Here is a 17,889-nt window from a genome sequence, read left to right as displayed (position 1 = left end):
CGCGCGATCCGGGAGGAGCCCCCGATGACCGCCACCACCGCGCCCGCCCCGTCCCGCCTGCAGCGGGTCGCCGCGCTCGCCGGCGCCGAGACCCGGCTGCTGCTGCGCAACCGCACCGCCGTCGTCAACTCGCTGCTGCTGCCGCTGTTCCTCGTCGCGTTCGTGCCCGTGGCCGGGCTCGGCGGCGACGGGCCGCTGGGCCCGCGCCTGGTCGTCACCGCGTTCGCCGTGACCCTGGTCTTCCTCACCTACTACAACCTGGTGACCACCTACGTCGCCCGCCGCGAGGAGCTGGTGCTGCAGCGGATGCGCAGCGGCGAGCTCACCCCCGGCGAGGTGCTGCTGGGCACCGCCGTCCCCACCCTGCTGGTGACCCTCGCGCAGGTGGTCCTCGTGCTGGCCGGCACCGCCGTGATCGGGGAGTGGTCGGCTCCGACCGACGTCGTCCTGCCCCTGGTGGCCCTGCTCGGCGGGATGCTCCTGATGACGCTGCTGGCCGCGGCGAGCACCTCGTTCACCCGCACCGCCGAGAGTGCGCAGATCACCACGCTGCCGCTGGTGGTGCTCGCCTCGATCACCTCCGGCATCGTCGTGCCGCTGACCGCCTTCCCCGAGCAGGTCGCGCAGGTGGTGCGGCTGACCCCGATCGAGCCGGTCGTCGAGCTCGCCCGGCTGGGCCTGGCCGGGCAGACGTGGGACGGCCGGTCGGTCGACTGGGCCGGCGCCTGGGCCGCCGCGCCCCAGCCGCTGCTGGTCCTCGCGGCCTGGATCGCCGTCGCCGCCGCCGTGGCGCCCCGGGTCTTCCGGTGGGCGCCCCGCAGGTGAGCGACGCGGCCCCCGGCGGTCGGTACGGCAGCATGGGCGCCGTGCCGACCGTCGCGCGCTGGTGGCGGGACCGCTCGGACCCCCAGCGCCTGGACCTCTACACCCGCTGGTCGTTCTACGCCTGGCTCGGCCTGACGCCGGCGTGGGCGCTGCTGGTCGTCGCCGGTGCGGGTCTCGGCGACACCGGGACCGCGCGGCTGTACCTGGCCGGCTCGGTGCTCGTCGCCGTCACCACGGTGCTGCTCGCGCGGGCCGGGCTGGCCGCCCGCGCGACGCAGCGCCCGCTGCCCGGCCGCCCGCTGGTCGCCGCCGCGGCGGCCGCGGCGCTCGCCACCGCCCTCGGCGTGGCCGCGACCGTCGGCGCGGGCGCCGACCCCGAGGGCCGGTGGCTGGTGGTGCTGCCCCCGGCGATGCTGCTCACCGCGGTCTCCCCGGTGTGGACGTCGCGGGCGCTGGCCCGCGCCGCGGCCGTCGTCGGGCTGGGCGTCGGCGCGCTGGCGCTGGCGTCGGGGGAGGTCTGGCCGGCCGCGCTGGTGCTCGCGGTGACGTTCGCGGTTGCCGTCACGGGCCTCGTGCTCGCCTTCCGCTTCTCCGTGTGGGTGCTCGACGTCGTCGTCGCGATGGAGCGCAGCCGCGGCGTGCAGCTGCAGCTCGCCGTCGCCGAGGAGCGGCTGCGCTTCGCCCGCGACCTGCACGACGTCATGGGCCGCGACCTCTCGGCGATCGCGGTGAAGAGCCAGCTGGCCGGGGAGCTGGTGCGGCGGCAGCGGCCCGAGGCGGCCGACGAGGTCGCGGACATCAGCCGGATCGCCGAGCGGTCGCTGCGCGAGGTCCGCGACGTCGTCCGCGGCTACCGCAGCACCGACCTGGCCGGCGAGCTGGCCGGCGCCCGCTCCGTGCTGCGGGCGGCCGGCATCGCCTGCACGGTGCACGGCGAGGAGCACGGCGCCGCCCTGCCCGAGCCGGTGCAGGCGGCGCTGGGCTGGGTGGTGCGCGAGGCGGTCACCAACGTCCTGCGACACAGCTCCGCGGCCGAGTGCACGGTCACGCTGACGGCCGGGGACCCGGTGCGGCTGAGGGTGGAGAACGACGGCGCCGGCCGGGCCGGCGCCGGCTGGGGCAACGGACTGCGCGGGCTGTCCGAGCGGCTGGCGGCCGCCTCCGGCCGGCTGTCCGCGGGGCGGCACGGGGACCGGTTCGTCGTCGAGGCCCGGGTGCCCGCCCGGGCGGTGGAGGAGGTGCGGTGATCCGGGTGCTGCTCGCCGACGACGAGAACCTCATCCGCTCGGCGCTGGCGGCGCTGCTGGCGCTGGAGGACGACCTGGAGGTGGTCGCGCAGGCCGCCTCCGGCGACGAGGCGCTGGCCATGGCGCGGGCGCACGCCCCCGACGTCGCCGTCCTGGACCTGCAGATGCCCGACCTCGACGGCATCACCGTCGCCGCCCGGCTGGGGTCGCTGGTGCCCGGCTGCGCGTCGGTCATCGTCACCGGGCACGGGCGCGCGGGGCACCTCAAGCGGGCGCTGGCGGCGGGCGTGCGCGGCTTCCTGCCCAAGACCGTGGCGGCGCCGGTGCTCACCGACGTCGTCCGGACGGTGGCGCGCGGCGGCCGCTACGTCGACCCGGAGCTGGCCGCGGAGGCCATCAGCGCCGGCGACAGCCCGCTCACGCCGCGCGAGGCCGACGTCCTGGAGCTGGCCGCGGGCGGCGCTCCCGTCGAGGAGATCGCCGCCCGCGCCCACCTGTCACCCGGGACGGTGCGCAACCACCTGTCGTCGGCCGCGGGCAAGCTCGGCGCGGCCAACCGGCACGCCGCCGTGGAGGTCGCCCGCCGCCACGGCTGGATCTAGCCCGCCGCCGCGGCCGGGATCAGCTGGCCTCGTTGCCGCCGCGCACCACGGAGTCATCCCGCTGGGCGTCGTCGTCGGTGGTGAGGGTCGTGTCCTGCTCGCCGCCGTCGGACCGGTCCTCGCCGGGGACGCCGTCGACCATGTTGCTCGCGGTCGGGCCGTCGGTGGTGTCCGGGGACTCGCGGTAGCCGGTGTGCTCGGTCTCGCTCATCAGTCCGATCTCCCTCCGGAACGGGACGTGGGTCCCGGGACCTCGCCGGACGGGCCGTCCGTCCGGGCCCGGGCGACGTCGCTGTCGGCGCGTGCCGGCAGGTCGTCGCCGGAGGCGGCGTCCCGCTCGAGGGCCTCGTCGCGGGTGAGGGGGACGTCGTCGAAGCCGGTCCCGGTGCTGCTGTTGTCGCCCGAGCCCGACGCGGTCGGGACGCCCTGCTGGATGCGGTCGCTGCCCTGCGGGTCGGTCATGGTGCCTCCTGTCCGACGGCGCTGTCGCGGGAGGCCATGCCCGCCGTCGCCCCCGCGAAACGGACGACGGCCGCGGGCCGCGGTGAGGTCCTGGAACGGCCACCCCGCCGGGCCCGGCGCCGGGCGTGCGGGGCGTGGGGGGAGGGGGTCCTCCTAGAACGCGCCCTCGGGGACCTCCATGAGCGCGTTGTCGGTGGCCTCGACGATGGCGCGCTCGCCGGCCAGGCGCGGCAGCACCTGGGTGGTGAAGAAGCGGGTGGCGGCGAGCTTGCCCTCGTAGAACAGGCGGTCCTTCCCGCTCACCTCGCCGGCCAGGGCGGCCAGCGCCACCTCGGACTGGCGGACCAGCAGCCACGCGGTGACCAGGTCGCCGACGGCCAGCAGCAGCCGGCTGGTGTTCTGGCCGACCTCGTAGAGCCTGGTCACGTCCTCCTGGGCGCCGGTGAGCTGCCCGAACATGGCGGCGAGCATCGCCTGGACCTCGCCGAGGGCGGTCGCGAGGTGCGCCCGCTCCTCCTTGAGCCGGCCGTTGCCGGCTTCGGCGTCGATGGTGGCCTGGATCTGCGAGGCCAGCCAGGTCAGCGCGACGCCGCCGTCCTTGACGACCTTCCGGAAGAAGAAGTCCTGGCCCTGGATCGCCGTCGTGCCCTCGTAGAGGGTGTCGATCTTGGAGTCCCGGATGTACTGCTCGATCGGGTAGTCCTGCAGGTAGCCCGAGCCGCCCAGGGTCTGCAGCGACTCCTGTGTGAGCAGCTGGGTGGCCCGCTCGGAGCCGAAGCCCTTGACCACCGGCAGCAGCAGGTCGTTGACGCGGGCGGCGAGCCTCGCCTCCTCGCCGTCGGCGGTGCCGGCGGCCTCGGCCTCGGTGACCCGGTCGCGGAAGCTCGCCGTGTACAGGTACAGCGCCCGCATGCCCTCGGCGTAGGCCTTCTGCAGCATCAGCGAGCGGCGCACGTCGGGGTGGTGGGTGATGGTCACCCGGGGGGCGTCCTTCGACGTCGCGGTGAGGTCGGCGCCCTGCACCCGCTCCTTGGCGAAGGCCAGCGCCTGCTGGTAGCCCGCCGACAGGGTGGCGATCGCCTTGGTGCCCACGAACATGCGGGCGTGCTCGATGACCTTGAACATCTGCGCGATGCCGTCGTGCACGTCACCGACCAGCCAGCCCCTGGCCGGGACCGGCCCGTCGCCGAAGGTGAGCTCGCAGGTCGTGGAGACCTTGAGGCCCATCTTCTTCTCGACGTTGGTCACGTACACGCCGTTCCGCTCACCGAGCGCGCCGGTCCCGAGGTCGACGTGGAACTTCGGGACGACGAACAGCGACAGGCCCTTGGTGCCGGGCTTCGCGCCCTCGGGGCGGGCGAGCACCAGGTGGACGATGTTGTCGGACAGGTCGTGCTCGGCGGAGGTGATGAACCGCTTCACGCCGGTGACGTGCCACGAGCCGTCGGGCTGCTGCACGGCCTTCGTCCGGCCGGCGCCCACGTCGGAGCCGGCGTCCGGCTCGGTGAGCACCATGGTGGCGCCCCACCGGTGCTCGATCATCAGCTCGGCGAGCCGCTTCTGCTCGGCGTTGCCGAGCTCGTGCAGGACGGCGGCGAAGGCGGCCCACGCGCCGTACATGAACACGGCGGGGTTGGCGCCGAGCACCATCTCGAACGCGCCCCAGGTCAGCGCGTGCGGGGCGCCGAAGCCGCCGAGCTCCTCGGGCAGGTCCAGGCGGTACCACTCGCCGTCCTCGATGGCCCGCACCGAGCGCTTGAAGCTCTCCGGCAGCGTCACCGAGTGCGTGGCCGGGTCGAACACCGGCGGGTTGCGGTCGGCGTCGGCGAAGCTCTCGGCGATCGGACCCTCGGCCAGCCGCCGGATCTCGGCGAGCACGCCGCGCGCGGTCTCGGCGTCCATCTGCGCGAACGGGCCGGTGCCGAACCGGTCCTTGGTGTCGAGGAACTCGAACAGGTTGAACTCGAGGTCCCGCAGGTTCGCGGTGTAGTGGCTCATGCGGTCTGGCTCCGTTGCTCCGTACCGGGGGGACGGCGGGCAGGGGTGCCTACTCGCCGGTAACGAACGTTATTACCGGCGGGTAACCAGGAGCAAGGCCGCGGCCCGGGACACGCCCGCAGGGGTCAGGCGCGTCCCGGGCAGGGGTCAGCGGTTGCGGCGGCGGGCGCGCAGCACGAGGCCGGCCAGCGACGCGACGAGCGCCCCGAGCGCCGCGGCGATGAGCAGCGCCACCACCAGCGGCGCCTGCACGTCACCGAAGACGAGGCTGATCTGCACCGTCTGGCCGTTGAACACGACGAACAGCACCAGCAGGACGGTGACGAACAGCAGCAGGCCGAGGGCGAGGCCGCGGCCGACGGTGCGGCCGGCCGCCCCGGCGCGCGACGGCCCGGAGGGGCGGGGCGTCGCGGGGGAGGTGCCGGCGGGGGAGCCGCCGGCGGACGTCGACGGGGTGCCGTAGCCGCCGGCGGACGTCGACGGGGTGCCGTAGCCGCCGGCGAGCGGGTCGCTGCCGGGCGCGGACGTGCCGGACGTGGGGTACCGGGGGTCGGCGGGCGAACCGGGAGCAGTCATGATCACGGACTGTCCGCGGGACGGCTCCCTCAAACCGCGGACCCCGGGGTTCCGCTCGGGGAGCGGGGCCTCAGTCCCGGTGCGCGGCCGGCTCGGTCTCCGCCGGCGGCCAGGACGGGCCGGCGGCGCCGTCGGCCGGGCCGGTCGCCTCGGGGCCGTCGGAGTCGGGCGCCGGCGGGCCGGACGTGCTGCTGCCCAGCGGGCCGACGGAGCGGGGCTCGTCCGGCTCGGGCATCTTCTGCTCGCGGGTGCTCACCCGCCCGAGTCTGCGGCCCCGGCGGGCGGGCGGCGACCGGACGGCGTCAGTCGTCGAGCGCGGGGCCGGCCTCGTGCGCGGGGTGCCCGGCGGTGCGCTCGCGCTGCTTCATGCGCGCCTCGAACACGTGCCGGTCGCCGTCGGCCAGCTCCTCGCGGGCCCGCTCGTCGAAGGCGCGGAACACCGACCAGTAGTTCGCGTCGTAGTCCTCGACGATCTGGAAGGTCCACCGGTCGGCGATGACGTTGCGGCCCACGAGGTCGCGGTCGAGGTCGTCGGCGAGCTCGGTGTGCCCGGCCTTCCGGAACAGCTCCACCGCCTCCTGCAGGAGCAGGTCCGCCTTGCCGGAGTGCTGGTGGAAGCCGTAGAGCTGGCCCCGGGCCTGCTCGATCGTCTCCAGCGCCTCGGAGAGCCTGCCGAGGCCCTCGACGGTCGTGTCGTCCAGGTCGGGGCGGCTGCGGTCCACGGTCACCGGCCCATCCTGCGGGCCCGGGGCCGGGCCCGCCCGGCGAGTGGTGCGGCTCCCCGCCGGGCGCCGGGTCAGGCGGGGACGGCGACCGGCCCGGCGGGAACCGCGGCGGAGGCGGCGACCGCGAGGTCCGTGAGCTGCTCGGCCAGCGCGCGCCCGTGGGCGGCCGGGCCGTCGGGGCCGAGCAGGCCGCCGGAGAGGTACATGCCGTCGATGATCAGGTGGACCTGGGCGGCGAGGTCCTCGCCGAAGCCGGGCGCGACCTGCTCGGCCAGCCGCTCGAGGCGGGCGTGCAGCTCGAACTTGTAGTCGGCGGCCGCGCTGCGGGCCGGGTGCGCCGGGTCGTCGTACTCGCTGCTGACGTTGGTGAACGGGCAGCCGCGGAAGCCGGCGCGGGTGACGTCGGCGTCGACGTACTCGACGACGGCGAGCAGCGCGGCGCGCGGGTCGTGCTCGTGCAGCAGCAGGAGCTCGTCGACGTGCCCGAGCACCGTGGCCGCCTTGCGGGCCAGGTAGGCGCCGACCAGCTCGTCCTTGCTCTTGAACAGCCGGTAGACGGTCATCTTGCCCAGGCCCGTCTCGCGGACGAGCTCGTCCATGCCGACGCTGCGCGAGCTGCGGGCGGAGAACAGCCGCTCCGCGGTGTCGAGGACGATCGCCTCCCGCTCCGCGCGGCTGCGGCGGACCGGGGCGGGGCTGTCGGCGTCGGCGTCGGCGAAGGAGAGGGCGGCGGCGGTCACGCGGTGGATCGTGCCGCCTGCCGTGACGGATCAGTTCGCGGCACGCCGGGTGTCCGGCACGGCTGCGCGCTCGTGGGTGCGGAGGGGCGAACGCGCAGGTCGGGGCGGTGGTGAAGCGTGGGACCGCTGTGACGACGCGGCGGGCGCGTCAGGCGCGGCGGGTGCGGCGCGGGTTGGCCGGCAGCCGGACGACGCGCTCGGCGGCACCGGACCCCGGGGCCGGCGGGGTGCCGGTGGCGTCGTCGCGGATCCGGTCCTCGGGCCGCACCTCGGCCATGCGGGCCGGCCTGCCCCGCCCGGCCCGGGGGAACGGCCCCCGGCGGGGACCGCACCCGCCCGGGGGTGGGACGTCCGCCACCCCGGGGCGCGGCACGGCCGGGCCGTGCCGGGCCCCGGCCGGGACGGGTCCGTCCCGGTCAGACGTCGGGGCTCTCGGCCGGGCCGTCGCCCAGCGGCTGCCCCTCGGCGGGCTCCTCGGAGCGCGGGGTGCGCCCGGCGTCGCCCTCGTCGCCGGGCGGGTCGCCCTCCGCGCGCTCGGGCGTGCGCGGCGGCCGTTCGGGCTCGGTCACGGCGTCCTCCTCGGGATGCGGCGGTGCGGTCGGGGAGGCCTTGCCCACCTGCGCGCCCGCCAACCCCCGGGTCAGTCCACGCGCACCGCCGCGGGCACCCGCGGCAGCACCGCCCGGACCGCGGCCGCGTCGGGCAGGGCGCCCCGCGCGCCCGGCCCGGTCGTCGACAGCGCCGCGGCCGCGACCGCCTCCCGCACCGCGCCCGCCAGGTCCGCGCCCCGCGCGAGGGCGGCGCCGAGCGCGCCGCACAGGCAGTCGCCGGCGCCGGTGGTGTCCACCGGCTCGACCGGCGGCGGCGCCTGCAGCAGCACCGGACCGTCCGCCGGCACCACGAGCGCGCCCCGGGCGCCCAGGGTCACCACGGTGGCCGCGGCGCCGAGGGTGCGGGCGAGGGCGGCCAGCTCCGCGGGCGCCCGCGGCCCCGGGTCCGCGCCGGCCAGCTGCACCAGCTCGTGCTCGTTGGGCACCAGCACCGCCACCCGCCGCAGCAGCTCCGGCGGCAGCGGCTGCGGCGGCGCGGGGGTGAGCACGACGGTGCCCGACGCCGCGTCCGCGGCCGCCCGCACGGTCGGCAGGGGCACCTCGAGCTGCAGGAGCACCACCGCGGCCCGCCGCACGGCCGGCACGTCGACGTCCTCCGGCGTCAGCTCCCCGTTGGCCCCGGGGACGACGACGATGAGGTTCTCCCCGCTGCCGTCCTCGACCGGGATCGTCGCCGAGCCGGTCGGGTGCCCCGGCGTCGGGAGGACCAGCGCGGTGTCCACCCCGGCGTCGGCCAGCGCCGCCCGCTGCCGCTCCCCCGCCGGGTCGTCGCCCACCCGGCCGACCATCGCCACCCCGGACCCGGCCAGCCGCCCGGCGGCCGCCGCCTGGTTGGCGCCCTTGCCGCCGGGGGCGAGCACCGCCGCCCGCCCGACGACGGTCTCGCCGCGGCCGGGCAGCCGCCCGACCGCGACCAGCACGTCCTCGTTGAGGCTGCCGACGACGGTGACGGACACGGGCGACCTCCGGGAGCGCGGTGACGACGGCGCTCAGTCTGCGGGCCGCACCCCGTCGTCCGGCGGGCCGGGCCGGTGGGCGGTGTCCGCGCGCCGCGCCCACAGCGGCAGCCCGTACCAGGTCGCCGTCCCGACGAGCAGGACGCCCACCCCGGCGACGACGCCCGGTCCGCGGCCCAGGGCGACGTCGAGGACGAGCAGCACGCCGGAGCTGATCGCCAGCACCAGCAGGGCCAGGCCCACCAGGAGCAGCCGGTCGCCGACGACGACGAGCACCGCCTTGCGCCGCCGGCGGAACACCAGCCGGTGGAAGGCGACCGGGGCGATGAGGGCGACCGTCGCCAGCGCCGAGGCCAGCAGCGTGACGGTGTAGACGGTGAGCTGGAAGCCGTCGAGCTCGGTGAACCGCTGGGTGAAGGCCAGGCCGAGCAGGAAGGCGAACAGCACCTGCACGCCGGTGATCGCGACCCGCAGCTCCTGCAGCAGCTCGGCGAGGTTCCGGTCGAGGACCTGGTCGAGGCTCTCCCCGCGGGCCTCGGCGTTCTGGGTCGCGGTGGCGACGTCGACGCCGCCGGCGCGCCCGCGCGTCGTCGTCCTCCCGTCGCCGTCCCCACCCGGCACCACGGCCCCCGGGTACCCGGGACGGCGCCCGCCTACCCGGCCCGTGCCCGCGCGCCGTTTCCCGAGGTCGGCGCCGCGGTACCGCCCGGGGGAGACCGACCGAGGAGGGGCCGTGGCCGACGACGACCGGGACGCGATCAAGAAGGACTTCGACGGGGCGGTCAACATGAGCGCCTCGGAGCTGGAGCGGTGGCTGGCCACCGACGAGTCGCAGTCGGTGGGGCAGAAGAGCGGCGGGTCGGGGGAGTCCACCGGGCACGAGTCCGGACGGCGGATCGTCGAGCTCCTGCGCAAGGAGCAGGGCGACCTCACCGACGACGACTACGCGCACATGCGGAAGGTCCACGGCTACGTCCAGCGGCACCTGGCCCAGGAGCCGGCGAAGGAGGACGTCGAGGACTCCAGGTGGCGGTACTCGCTGATGAACTGGGGCCACGACCCGCTGAAGAAGGGCTGACCCCGCCCGTGCGCATCGACGACCCCCGCCGCAACGACCCGGCCCAGTACGACGACCTGGCCGACCAGTGGTGGGAGGTCTCGGGCGGCTTCGCCATGCTGCACTGGCTGGCCGCCCACCGGGCCCGGTACATCCCCCCGGCGCCGGGCCCCGGCGCCCTGCTGGTCGACCTCGCCTGCGGCGGCGGGCTCATGGCCCCGCACGCCGCCCGCCTGGGCTACCGGCACGTCGGCGTCGACCTGGGTGCCGCCGGGCTGGCGGTGGCCGCCCGGCACGGGGTGTGCGCCGTCCGCGGCTCGGTGTTCGCGGTGCCGCTGCGGGACGGGTGCGCCGACGTCGTCGTGGCCGGGGAGATCCTCGAGCACGTCGCCGACGACGTCGCGGTGCTCACCGAGGCCGCGCGGCTGCTGCGCCCCGGCGGCACGCTGGTCATCGACGCCATCGCCGCGACCCGGCTGGCGGAGCTGATCGCCGTCCGGCTCATGGAGCGCGTCCCCGGCGGGCCGCCGCCGGGCATCCACGACCCCGCCCTGTTCGTCGACCGGCGCCGGCTGCTCGCCGCCGCCGACGGCCTCGGCCTGGACCTGCGGCTCGTGGGGCTGCGGCCGTCGGTGCGCGACCTGGTCGCCTGGCGGCTCGGCCGGCGCGACGTCGTCCGCATGCGCGAGCTGCCCACGACGGCGGTGCTGTTCGCCGGCCACGGCCGCCGGCGCGACGCTGCGCGTCCGCCGGGTGACGGCACGCCACCCGAGGAGCGCCGCACCGCCCCCGCCCGTACGGTCGGGGCGTGATCGCCTCGCTGAGCAGCGCGTTCCCCCGGGAGCCCCGCGGGTGAGCGCCGCCGTGCTGACCGGCGCCGGAGCCGCCCTCCCGGCGACCCTCGACCAGGACGCGGCGTGGGAGGGCTTCTTCGCCCGCCACTACGAAGGCGTCCGCGCCGCCCGGCGGATCTGGGCGAGCGCCGGCGTGCGCACCCGGCACGCGGTCGCCAACCCGGTCGACGAGGACCTCAGCCGGTGGAGCACCGGCGCGCGCATGGCCCGCTACGTGGAGGAGGCGCTGCCGCTGGGGAAGCAGGCGGTCGCCGGGGCGCTCGACGACGCCGGCCTCGCGCCGGGCGACGTCGGCCTGTTCGCCGTCGCCACCTGCACCGGGTACGCGACCCCCGGGCTGGACATCCGGCTGGCCAGCGACCTGGGCATGCCCGCCGGTCTGCAGCGGTTGCTGGTCGGGCACATGGGCTGCTATGCCGCGCTGCCCGGGCTGGCCGCCGTCGGCGACTTCGTGGCCGCGCGCTCGCGCCCGGCGGTGCTGCTGTGCTGCGAGCTGACCAGCCTGCACGTGCAGCCGGCGCAGCGGGACCTGGACCAGGTGGTCGCGCACGCGCTGTTCTCCGACGCCGCGGCCGCCGTCGTCGTCGAGCCCGGCGCCGCACGCGGGCGGCGGCTGGCCGGCGTGGTGGCGCGCACCGACCCCTCGACGGCCGACCACATGACCTGGGACGTCACCGACCTCGGCTTCCGCATGGGCCTGTCCCCGCGGGTGCCCGACGTGCTGTCCCGGCACGTGGGCGACGTCGTCGCGGAGCTGCTCGACGGCGCGGGCCTGCGGGTCGAGGACGTCGCCGGGTGGGCGGTGCACCCCGGGGGCCCGCGGATCATCGACGTCGCCCGCGACGAGCTCGGCCTCGCCGAGGCGCAGGTCGCGGCATCCCGCCGGGTGCTGGCCGAGCACGGCAACTGCTCCTCGGCCACCGTGCTGCTCGTCCTCCAGGAGCTCGGCGACGTCGACGGTCCGGTGGTCGCGATGGCCTTCGGACCGGGGTTGACCCTGTACGCAGCGTTGCTCCTGCCGATCTGACCTCGCAGGACCCTCCGTATCCGCACTACCCTCTGTGATCCTGATCACGATCGTGGAGGGGGGGCGGTCATGGTCACCGGTGCGTCCGTCCGCGTGTTCCTGGTCGACGACCACGAGGTGGTGCGTCGGGGCGTGGCGGAGGTCCTCGAGGACGACCCGGGGCTGGCGGTCGTCGGCGAGGCGGGCAGCGTCACCGAGGCCCTGGCCCGCTGCCCGGCGGTCCGGCCCGACGTCGTCCTCGTGGACATGCGGCTGCCCGACGGCGACGGCGCCGAGCTGATCCGCGAGCTGGGGGAGCGGCTGCCCGGGGTCCGCTGCCTGGTGCTGTCCAGCTACGCCGACGAGGCGGCCGTCGCCGCGGCCGCGTCGGCGGGGGCGGCCGGCTACGTCGTGAAGCAGGTGCGCGGCGCGGACCTGGTCTCGGCGGTGCACACGGTCGCGGGCGGCGGCACGCTGGCGGGCTGGCCCGGGCGGCGGCCGGGGTCCGGGCCCGACGGCGACCGGCGCCTGGCCGCGCTCACCGAGCAGGAGCGCACCGTGCTCATGCTGATCGGGGAGGGGTTGACCAACCGGCAGATCGGCGAGCGGATGGGCCTGGCCGAGAAGACGGTCAAGAACTACACCAGCCACCTGCTGGCCAAGCTGGGGCTGGAGCGGCGCACCCAGGCCGCGATCCTGGCCACCGAGCTGCGCGGCCGCCGGTCCTCCTGACCGGCGGGCCGGGCACTCAGGACCGCTGCGCCCACCCCGGCACCGTCCAGGTCACCTCGGTGCCCGCCGGTCCCCCGGTCGCGGTCAGCCGGCCGCCGCGGCGCTCGGCCCGCTCGGCCAGGTTGGCCAGCCCGCTGCGGACCGTGACCGCGGGCAGCCCGCGGCCGTCGTCGGTGACCCGGACGGACACCGGCGCGCCCGGCCCGTCCTGCCCGACCTCGACCGACACCTCGACCCGGCTCGCGTCCGCGTGCCGGACGACGTTGGTCACGAGCTCCCGCACCACCGCCAGCAGGTCGGTGGCCAGGCCCGCGGGCAGGCCGTCGAGGTCGCCGCGCAGCCGCAGCCCCGGTTGCACCGCCGAGCCCTCCGTGGCCTGCCGCACGGCGTCGGCCACCCCCGCGGCCAGGCCCTCGGGGACGACGTCGTCGTGGAGGCCGAAGATCGCCGAACGGATCTGCCGCAGCGTCCCGTCCAGCTCGTCGACGCTGCGCCCGATGCGGCGGGCGGCGTAGGGGTCGACCTCCTCCAGCGCCCGGCTGATCCGGTCCAGCGAGAGCGCCGTCGCGTAGATCCGCTGGACGACGTGGTCGTGCAGGTCACGGGCGATCCGGTCGCGGTCGGCCTGCACCTGCAGCCGGCGCTCGCGCCGCTGGCTGCGCGCCAGCTCCAGGGCCAGCCCCGCCTGACCGGCGAACGCGGACAGCGCCTCGAGGACCTCCGCGTCGAACGGCTCCCGGTCGGCGCGGCGCAGGCAGACCAGGGTCCCCAGGGCCGGGCCGAGCGGGACGATGACCGCGGAGCGGGCGCCGCGGACGAGCTCGACGGCGACCTCGGCGTGCCGGCCCAGCACGGGGTCCGCCGCGACGTCCTCGACCAGCTCCCCCAGCCCGGTGCGGTGCACCCGGCCGACGTGGGTGTCCTCGAGCGGGACCCGCACCCCGTCGAGCTCGCCGGCCATGTAACCGGCCGAGGCCACGATGGTCAGCGCCTCGGGGTCGCCCTCCTGTGCGATGAGCAGTGCCCCGGCCTCGGCGTCGCTCAGCGCGACGGCCCGTTCGGCCACCGTCAGCAGCACCTCGGCCGGGTCCTCACCCGACAGCAGCTCGGTGGCCACCTCGGTGCCGGCCTGCACCCACGCCCGGCGGCGCTCGGCGGCCTCCGCCAGCCGCGCGTTCTCGATGGCCAGGCCCGCGGCCGCGGCCAGCGCCAGCACCGCCTCCTCGTCGGCCTCGGTGAACGGGCCGCCGGTGCGCTTCTCGGTCAGGTAGAGGTGGCCGAAGACGGCGTCGCGGACGCACACCGGCACCCCGAGGAAGGACTGCATCGGCGGGTGGCCGGCCGGGAAGCCGACGGAGTCGGGGTGGGACCCGAGGTCGTCGAGCCGCAGCGGCCGGGGGTGGTCGACCAGCAGGCCGAGGATGCCGGCGCCGGCCGGGAGGCGGTCGATGCCGGCGCGCGTCTCCTCGTCCATGCCGACGATGACGAAGCGGTCCAGCCGCCGCCCGTCGCGGGTGAGGACGCCGAGCGCGCCGTAGGTGGCGTCGGCGTGCGCGACCGCCGCCTCGACGATGGCGTGCAGCGTCGCCTCGAGGTGCTCGCCGGCCGCGGCCGCCCGCACGCCGGCGGCGAGCGCCGGCGGCGTGCCCTCCGGGCCGGGCGGGGTCACGGCCCGTCCGGAGGGGTCCTGCTGCGCGTCGGGGCGGCCGTCCGCCGGGGTGGTCCCGCCGGAGGGCTCACGCACCGTGCGCGAGGCGGCGGCTCGGGTGGCGCGGCACGACCTGCCGCAGGAGGGCGCGTCCCGATCCGTTCACCAGCACCAGGTCACCGCCGCGGCCGGCGCCGACGAGGGCCTCGAGCAGCGGCCGCTCCAGGGTGGCGGTGCGGACGCGGCCGGTCACGCCCGTCTCGGCGATGGCGCGGACGACCTGGGCCTCGATCCGCTCGAGGACCACGGCGCGGGTCTGCTCCGCGGCCGCGCGCTGTCCGGTCAGCGTCCTCTCGCCGCCGTCGACGACGTCGACGGCGAGCACGGTCCCCTCGCGGCGGGCCGCCTCGCGCAGCGCCCAGACCAGGGCGCCGTAGCCGGAGGGCGAGCCGTCGACGTGGACGACGAGCGAGGGCGCGGGACGACGGGAGAACTGCGGGACGAGCCGGACGGGCTCGACGGGCTGAAGGGACCGGTCCTCGGGCGGAACGGGAGCGGTCGGATCTGCCATGCAGTGATCCTCGCGACACGCGGCGCGTCGGGACAGGGACCAAGGGCCCGGTCAGCCCCCGCGGGCCCCCGTGACGACCGCGGTCCCGTCCTCCCCGGGGCCGTGGACGTCCGGCCGCAGCCCGGCGGCGGCGAGCACCGCGGCGAGCACGGGCGCCTGGTCCTCCCCCGCCTCGGCCAGCAGGACCCCGCCCGGGGCGAGCCAGGCCGGGGCGCCCGCGGCCACGCGCCGGTGCACGTCGAGGCCGTCCGCGCCCCCGTCGAGCGCCGTCCGGGGCTCGTGCAGGCGCGCCTCGGGCGGCAGCAGGGGCAGCGCCGCGGTGGGCACGTACGGCGCGTTGACCACCAGGACGTCGACCCGCCCGTGCAGCCGCCGCGGCAGCGCGTCGAACAGGTCGCCGCCGTGCACCTGCCCGCCCACCGGCGCGAGGTTGCGCCGGGCGTGGTGCAGCGCGGCGGGGGCGACGTCGGCGGCGTGCAGCTCGGCCAGCTCGACGGCGGTGGCCAGCGCGAGGCCGACCGCGCCGCAGCCGCAGCACAGGTCGACCGCGACCGGCGGGCGCCCGTGCCGGTCCCGCGCCGCCCGCGCCACCTCCACCGCCCGCGCGACCAGGGCCGCGGTGCGCCGCCGCGGCACGAAGACCCCGGGGCCGACGGAGACCCGCAGGCCGCAGAACTCCACCTCGCCGAGGACGTGCTCCAGCGGCTCGCCGGCCACCCGCCGTCCGGCGAGGGCGTCGAGCTCCTCCGGTGTGGCCGCGGCGGCGGTCAGCAGGCGGGCCTCGTCCTCGGCGAAGACGCAGCCGGCGGCGCGCAGCCGCGCGACGAGGGCGTCGGTGGCCGCGGCGGAGAGCCCCGGGCTCATCCCCGGCCTCCGCGGGACGGGTCCACGGACAGACCCTGGCACGGCCGCCGGTCCGCGGCCCGGCCGGGCGTCAGTGCGGGGACGCGGCCGGGACGTCCTGCCCGGTGGTGCGGGGCACCGGGGCGGCCCGCAGGGCGGCGCCGGGGGAGTGCGGCCGGCGGCGCTCGGCCCCGGTGGCCACCGCCTCCTCGTGCACCGCCTTCTGGTGCACCGCCTCCTCGTGCGCCGCGGCGGGCAGGGGACGACCGAGGTGGTAGCCCTGCCCGTACCCGACGCCGAGCCCGCGGAGCGCGGCCAGCTCGTCGGCGGTCTCGATGCCCTCGGCCACGAGGTCCAGGCCGAGCGTCTGGCCCAGCTGCACGATCGCGCCGATGACCGCGTGGTCCTCCGGGCTCGTGGCCACGCCGTCGACGAAGGACTTGTCGATCTTGAGGACGTCGATGGGGAACCGGCGCAGGTAGCCCAGTGACGAGTAGCCGGTGCCGAAGTCGTCGAGGGCCAACCGGACGCCGAGGTCCTTGACCTCCTCCAGCTTGCCGGTGGTGGCGGCGGCGTCCTGCACGAGCAGCGACTCGGTGATCTCGAGGGTCAGCCGCCGCGGGTCCAGGCCGGAGCGGTCCAGCGCCTCGGCGACGTCGCCGACGAGGCTGGGGTGCTGGAACTGGCGCACCGACACGTTGACGCTCATCCGCGGGCCGCTGCCGTCCGGTCGCTGCCACGCGGCGGCCTGGCGGGTGGCCTCCCGGAGCACCCAGCGGCCGATCGGGACGATCAGGCCGCTGTCCTCGGCCAGCGCGATGAACCGCGCCGGCGGCACCAGCCCGTGCGTGGGGTGCTGCCAGCGCACCAGGGCCTCGTAGCCGCTGGTCGTGGCCGACGCCAGGTCGACGATCGGCTGGTAGTGGAGGACGAGCTCCTGCCGGTCCAGCGCCTGGTAGAGGTCGGCGAGCAGGCGCTCGCGCTCGAGGTGCGCGGCGTGGTGGCTGGGCTGGAAGGTCTCGTAGCGCCCCTTGCCGCTGGACTTGGCCACGTACATGGCGATGTCCGCCGCGCGCAGCAGGCCCAGGCCGCTGGCGGCGCACGTCGCCGAGGTGGCGATGCCCATGCTCACGCTGGCGCGGACGGCGCGGTCGGCGACGTGGACCGGCTGGGCGAGGGCGGCCAGCACGCGCTCGGCGACCAGGGGCGCCAGCTCTCCGCTGCGCGCGCCGCTCATCAGCACGGCGAACTCGTCGCCGGCCAGGCGGGCGAGGGTGTCCTCGGGGCGCAGGCAGCCGCCGACCCGCTGGGCGACCACCCGCAGCAGGGCGTCGCCGCCGTCGTGGCCGAGGTTGTCGTTGACGGTCTTGAGGTTGTCCAGGTCCAGGAACAGCACCGCCGACGGGGTGCCGGTGACCCGCTCGCGTTCCTCCGCCGCGCGCAGGCGCTCCATGAACAGCGCCCGGTTGGGCAGGCCGGTCAGGGGGTCGTGGAAGGCCTGCACGCGCAGCTGGTCCTCGAGCTCCTTGCGGTCGCTGGTGTCGCGCGTGGTGAGCACGATGCCGCTGACGGCCGGGTCGTCGAGCAGGTTGCGGGCGGCGGTGTCGGTCCAGCGCCAGGAGCCGTTGCGGTGCCGCATGCGGGCGGCCGGCCAGGTCGCCGGCGGCTCCCCGGCGGCCACGCGGCCGAGGTGCTCGCGGAAGCCCCGCACGTCCTCGGGGTGGACCAGGTCGTGGACGTCGGTGCCGATCAGCGTCCCCGGCGGGTAGCCGAGGACCCAGCCCACCGACGGGGTCTGGTACGTCACGGTGCCCGCGGTGTCGACGACGGTGATGACGTCCGAGGCGTTGCGGACCAGCGACCGGAAGTGCTCCCCCGCCTCCAGGGCGTCGAGCAGGCTGTTGAAGGCGCGGGCGGTCTCGCCGAGCTGGTCGTCGGAGTCCACGGTGATCCGCTGCGACGTCGACTGCGACCAGTCCCCGGTCCGGCTGGCGTGCGAGATGGTCTGCGCCACCGAGTGCAGGTGGGTGCTGAGGACGGCCAGCCGCCCACCGACCAGGCACCGGCACAGCGTGTAGCTCAGCCCGCCGACCAGGAAGCCGGCGACGAGACAGGCCGCCCGGAACACCGGGCGGTCGGCGTACTGGGCGGGGACCCCGAGGCCCGTGGCGAACGGCGGGAAGACCAGCCCGACCGCGATGCCGAGGCCGACCATCCACACCGCGAGGTCCCAGAACACCCGCGAGGTGAGACGGAAACCCCGGGGCCGTCGCCGGTCGCCGTCGACCCGGAGCTGCAAGGCACTCATGCCCAGGGACGTCGTCACCGTGCCCGGGCGCTTTGAGGCCGGTGACCGGAGATCACCCTCAGGGGGTGGACCCGGGCGGGAGGCGCGGCGCCGGGCTCGATTTCGGCCGGGACGTGCCGATGGGGATC

22 protein-coding genes are annotated in these 17,889 nt (G+C 76.9%); 7 read left to right on the top strand and 15 right to left on the bottom strand.

Annotation, left to right across the window (positions count from 1 at the left end; genetic code table 11):
* Positions 1 to 24: 24 nt before the first annotated feature.
* From ACI79Z_RS15465 to ACI79Z_RS15455, 3 genes are read left to right on the top strand one after another with little or no spacing between them, the layout of a single operon-like run.
* Positions 25 to 825 carry an ABC transporter permease gene (locus ACI79Z_RS15465; protein ID WP_456903135.1) on the top strand — a complete coding sequence of 267 codons (801 nt, stop codon included), beginning with the start codon at positions 25 to 27 and terminating at the stop codon, positions 823 to 825.
* 41 nt (positions 826 to 866) lie between these two features.
* Positions 867 to 2,072: a sensor histidine kinase gene (locus ACI79Z_RS15460; RefSeq protein ID WP_456903134.1), complete on the top strand. Its 1,206-nt coding sequence runs from the start codon at positions 867 to 869 to the stop codon at positions 2,070 to 2,072.
* On the top strand, positions 2,069 to 2,674 hold the full coding sequence (locus ACI79Z_RS15455; protein WP_387991964.1) for a response regulator: 606 nt from the start codon (positions 2,069 to 2,071) through the stop codon (positions 2,672 to 2,674). The genes ACI79Z_RS15460 and ACI79Z_RS15455 overlap by 4 nt, the downstream gene beginning before the upstream one ends.
* A gap of 19 nt (positions 2,675 to 2,693) precedes the next feature.
* Here the strand turns inward: ACI79Z_RS15455 and ACI79Z_RS15450 are convergent, their stop codons facing one another.
* From ACI79Z_RS15450 to ACI79Z_RS15400, 11 genes are all read right to left on the bottom strand, one after another.
* Entirely contained in the window at positions 2,694 to 2,885 is a 192-nt protein-coding gene (locus tag ACI79Z_RS15450) for a hypothetical protein (RefSeq protein ID WP_387991967.1), read from the bottom strand.
* Positions 2,885 to 3,136, bottom strand: coding sequence for a hypothetical protein (locus ACI79Z_RS15445; protein ID WP_456903133.1), 252 nt, complete (start codon positions 3,134 to 3,136; stop codon positions 2,885 to 2,887). Before ACI79Z_RS15445 ends, ACI79Z_RS15450 begins: the two co-directional genes overlap by 1 nt.
* 153 nt (positions 3,137 to 3,289) lie before the next feature.
* Positions 3,290 to 5,134: an acyl-CoA dehydrogenase gene (locus ACI79Z_RS15440; RefSeq protein ID WP_456903132.1), complete on the bottom strand. Its 1,845-nt coding sequence runs from the start codon at positions 5,132 to 5,134 to the stop codon at positions 3,290 to 3,292.
* A gap of 147 nt (positions 5,135 to 5,281) precedes the next feature.
* Positions 5,282 to 5,710, bottom strand: coding sequence for a lipopolysaccharide assembly protein LapA domain-containing protein (locus tag ACI79Z_RS15435; protein ID WP_387991975.1), 429 nt, complete (start codon positions 5,708 to 5,710; stop codon positions 5,282 to 5,284).
* 70 nt (positions 5,711 to 5,780) lie between these two features.
* Positions 5,781 to 5,966, bottom strand: a complete 186-nt coding sequence (locus tag ACI79Z_RS15430; RefSeq protein WP_387991978.1) for a hypothetical protein — start codon at positions 5,964 to 5,966, stop codon at positions 5,781 to 5,783.
* Between the two features lie 46 nt (positions 5,967 to 6,012).
* The gene (locus ACI79Z_RS15425; RefSeq protein WP_456903131.1) at positions 6,013 to 6,438 is read right to left on the bottom strand and encodes a hypothetical protein; all 426 of its coding nucleotides are present in this window, start codon (positions 6,436 to 6,438) and stop codon (positions 6,013 to 6,015) included.
* A gap of 68 nt (positions 6,439 to 6,506) precedes the next feature.
* Positions 6,507 to 7,175 carry a TetR/AcrR family transcriptional regulator gene (locus ACI79Z_RS15420; RefSeq protein ID WP_387991984.1) on the bottom strand — a complete coding sequence of 223 codons (669 nt, stop codon included), beginning with the start codon at positions 7,173 to 7,175 and terminating at the stop codon, positions 6,507 to 6,509.
* A gap of 148 nt (positions 7,176 to 7,323) precedes the next feature.
* Positions 7,324 to 7,452: a hypothetical protein gene (locus ACI79Z_RS15415; RefSeq protein WP_456903130.1), complete on the bottom strand. Its 129-nt coding sequence runs from the start codon at positions 7,450 to 7,452 to the stop codon at positions 7,324 to 7,326.
* A gap of 139 nt (positions 7,453 to 7,591) precedes the next feature.
* Positions 7,592 to 7,744, bottom strand: coding sequence for a hypothetical protein (locus ACI79Z_RS15410; protein ID WP_456903129.1), 153 nt, complete (start codon positions 7,742 to 7,744; stop codon positions 7,592 to 7,594).
* A gap of 71 nt (positions 7,745 to 7,815) precedes the next feature.
* Positions 7,816 to 8,742, bottom strand: coding sequence for a ribokinase (locus tag ACI79Z_RS15405; protein ID WP_456903128.1), 927 nt, complete (start codon positions 8,740 to 8,742; stop codon positions 7,816 to 7,818).
* A 33-nt stretch (positions 8,743 to 8,775) separates the two neighbouring features.
* Positions 8,776 to 9,366, bottom strand: a complete 591-nt coding sequence (locus ACI79Z_RS15400; RefSeq protein WP_387991993.1) for a DUF6328 family protein — start codon at positions 9,364 to 9,366, stop codon at positions 8,776 to 8,778.
* A 109-nt stretch (positions 9,367 to 9,475) separates the two neighbouring features.
* On the opposite strand from ACI79Z_RS15400, the gene ACI79Z_RS15395 reads away from it, so the two are divergent.
* From ACI79Z_RS15395 to ACI79Z_RS15380, 4 genes are all read left to right on the top strand, one after another.
* Positions 9,476 to 9,820 (top strand): DUF3140 domain-containing protein, encoded by a 345-nt coding sequence (locus ACI79Z_RS15395; protein ID WP_456903127.1) that lies wholly within the window; start codon positions 9,476 to 9,478, stop codon positions 9,818 to 9,820.
* A gap of 8 nt (positions 9,821 to 9,828) precedes the next feature.
* Positions 9,829 to 10,611, top strand: a complete 783-nt coding sequence (locus ACI79Z_RS15390) for a methyltransferase domain-containing protein (protein ID WP_456903126.1) — start codon at positions 9,829 to 9,831, stop codon at positions 10,609 to 10,611.
* Between the two features lie 40 nt (positions 10,612 to 10,651).
* Complete coding sequence (locus tag ACI79Z_RS15385) at positions 10,652 to 11,680, top strand: type III polyketide synthase (protein ID WP_387992002.1); 1,029 nt, start codon at positions 10,652 to 10,654, stop codon at positions 11,678 to 11,680.
* 69 nt (positions 11,681 to 11,749) lie between these two features.
* Entirely contained in the window at positions 11,750 to 12,391 is a 642-nt protein-coding gene (locus ACI79Z_RS15380; protein WP_456903125.1) for a response regulator transcription factor, read from the top strand.
* 16 nt (positions 12,392 to 12,407) lie between these two features.
* Here ACI79Z_RS15380 and ACI79Z_RS15375 read toward each other — a convergent pair whose 3' ends face one another.
* The 4 genes from ACI79Z_RS15375 to ACI79Z_RS15360 form a co-directional block, all read right to left on the bottom strand.
* A complete protein-coding gene (locus ACI79Z_RS15375) occupies positions 12,408 to 14,060 on the bottom strand; it encodes a GAF domain-containing protein (protein WP_456903124.1) in 1,653 nt (550 codons plus the stop codon).
* A gap of 67 nt (positions 14,061 to 14,127) precedes the next feature.
* Complete coding sequence (locus tag ACI79Z_RS15370; RefSeq protein WP_387992011.1) at positions 14,128 to 14,610, bottom strand: universal stress protein; 483 nt, start codon at positions 14,608 to 14,610, stop codon at positions 14,128 to 14,130.
* A gap of 51 nt (positions 14,611 to 14,661) precedes the next feature.
* Positions 14,662 to 15,474: a putative protein N(5)-glutamine methyltransferase gene (locus ACI79Z_RS15365; RefSeq protein ID WP_456903123.1), complete on the bottom strand. Its 813-nt coding sequence runs from the start codon at positions 15,472 to 15,474 to the stop codon at positions 14,662 to 14,664.
* A gap of 70 nt (positions 15,475 to 15,544) precedes the next feature.
* On the bottom strand, positions 15,545 to 17,761 hold the full coding sequence (locus ACI79Z_RS15360) for a putative bifunctional diguanylate cyclase/phosphodiesterase (protein ID WP_456903122.1): 2,217 nt from the start codon (positions 17,759 to 17,761) through the stop codon (positions 15,545 to 15,547).
* Between the last annotated feature and the right edge of the window lie 128 nt (positions 17,762 to 17,889).

The organism is Geodermatophilus sp. SYSU D00663 (assembly GCF_054050655.1).
Note: the sequence above shows the minus strand (reverse complement) of the source record. Positions and strands in the feature narration are given on the sequence as shown.

Bases quoted from the DNA above. Each gene is read 5' to 3' on its own strand.
- ACI79Z_RS15465 (WP_456903135.1), top strand. From the start codon at position 25: ATGACCGCCACCACCGCGCCCGCCCCGTCCCGCCTGCAGCGGGTCGCC.
- ACI79Z_RS15450 (WP_387991967.1), bottom strand. From the start codon at position 2,885: ATGAGCGAGACCGAGCACACCGGCTACCGCGAGTCCCCGGACACCACC.
- ACI79Z_RS15445 (WP_456903133.1), bottom strand. From the start codon at position 3,136: ATGACCGACCCGCAGGGCAGCGACCGCATCCAGCAGGGCGTCCCGACC.
- ACI79Z_RS15440 (WP_456903132.1), bottom strand. From the start codon at position 5,134: ATGAGCCACTACACCGCGAACCTGCGGGACCTCGAGTTCAACCTGTTC.
- ACI79Z_RS15435 (WP_387991975.1), bottom strand. From the start codon at position 5,710: ATGACTGCTCCCGGTTCGCCCGCCGACCCCCGGTACCCCACGTCCGGC.
- ACI79Z_RS15415 (WP_456903130.1), bottom strand. From the start codon at position 7,452: ATGGCCGAGGTGCGGCCCGAGGACCGGATCCGCGACGACGCCACCGGC.
- ACI79Z_RS15380 (WP_456903125.1), top strand. From the start codon at position 11,750: ATGGTCACCGGTGCGTCCGTCCGCGTGTTCCTGGTCGACGACCACGAG.
- ACI79Z_RS15370 (WP_387992011.1), bottom strand. From the start codon at position 14,610: ATGGCAGATCCGACCGCTCCCGTTCCGCCCGAGGACCGGTCCCTTCAG.
- ACI79Z_RS15365 (WP_456903123.1), bottom strand. From the start codon at position 15,474: ATGAGCCCGGGGCTCTCCGCCGCGGCCACCGACGCCCTCGTCGCGCGG.
- ACI79Z_RS15360 (WP_456903122.1), bottom strand. From the start codon at position 17,761: ATGAGTGCCTTGCAGCTCCGGGTCGACGGCGACCGGCGACGGCCCCGG.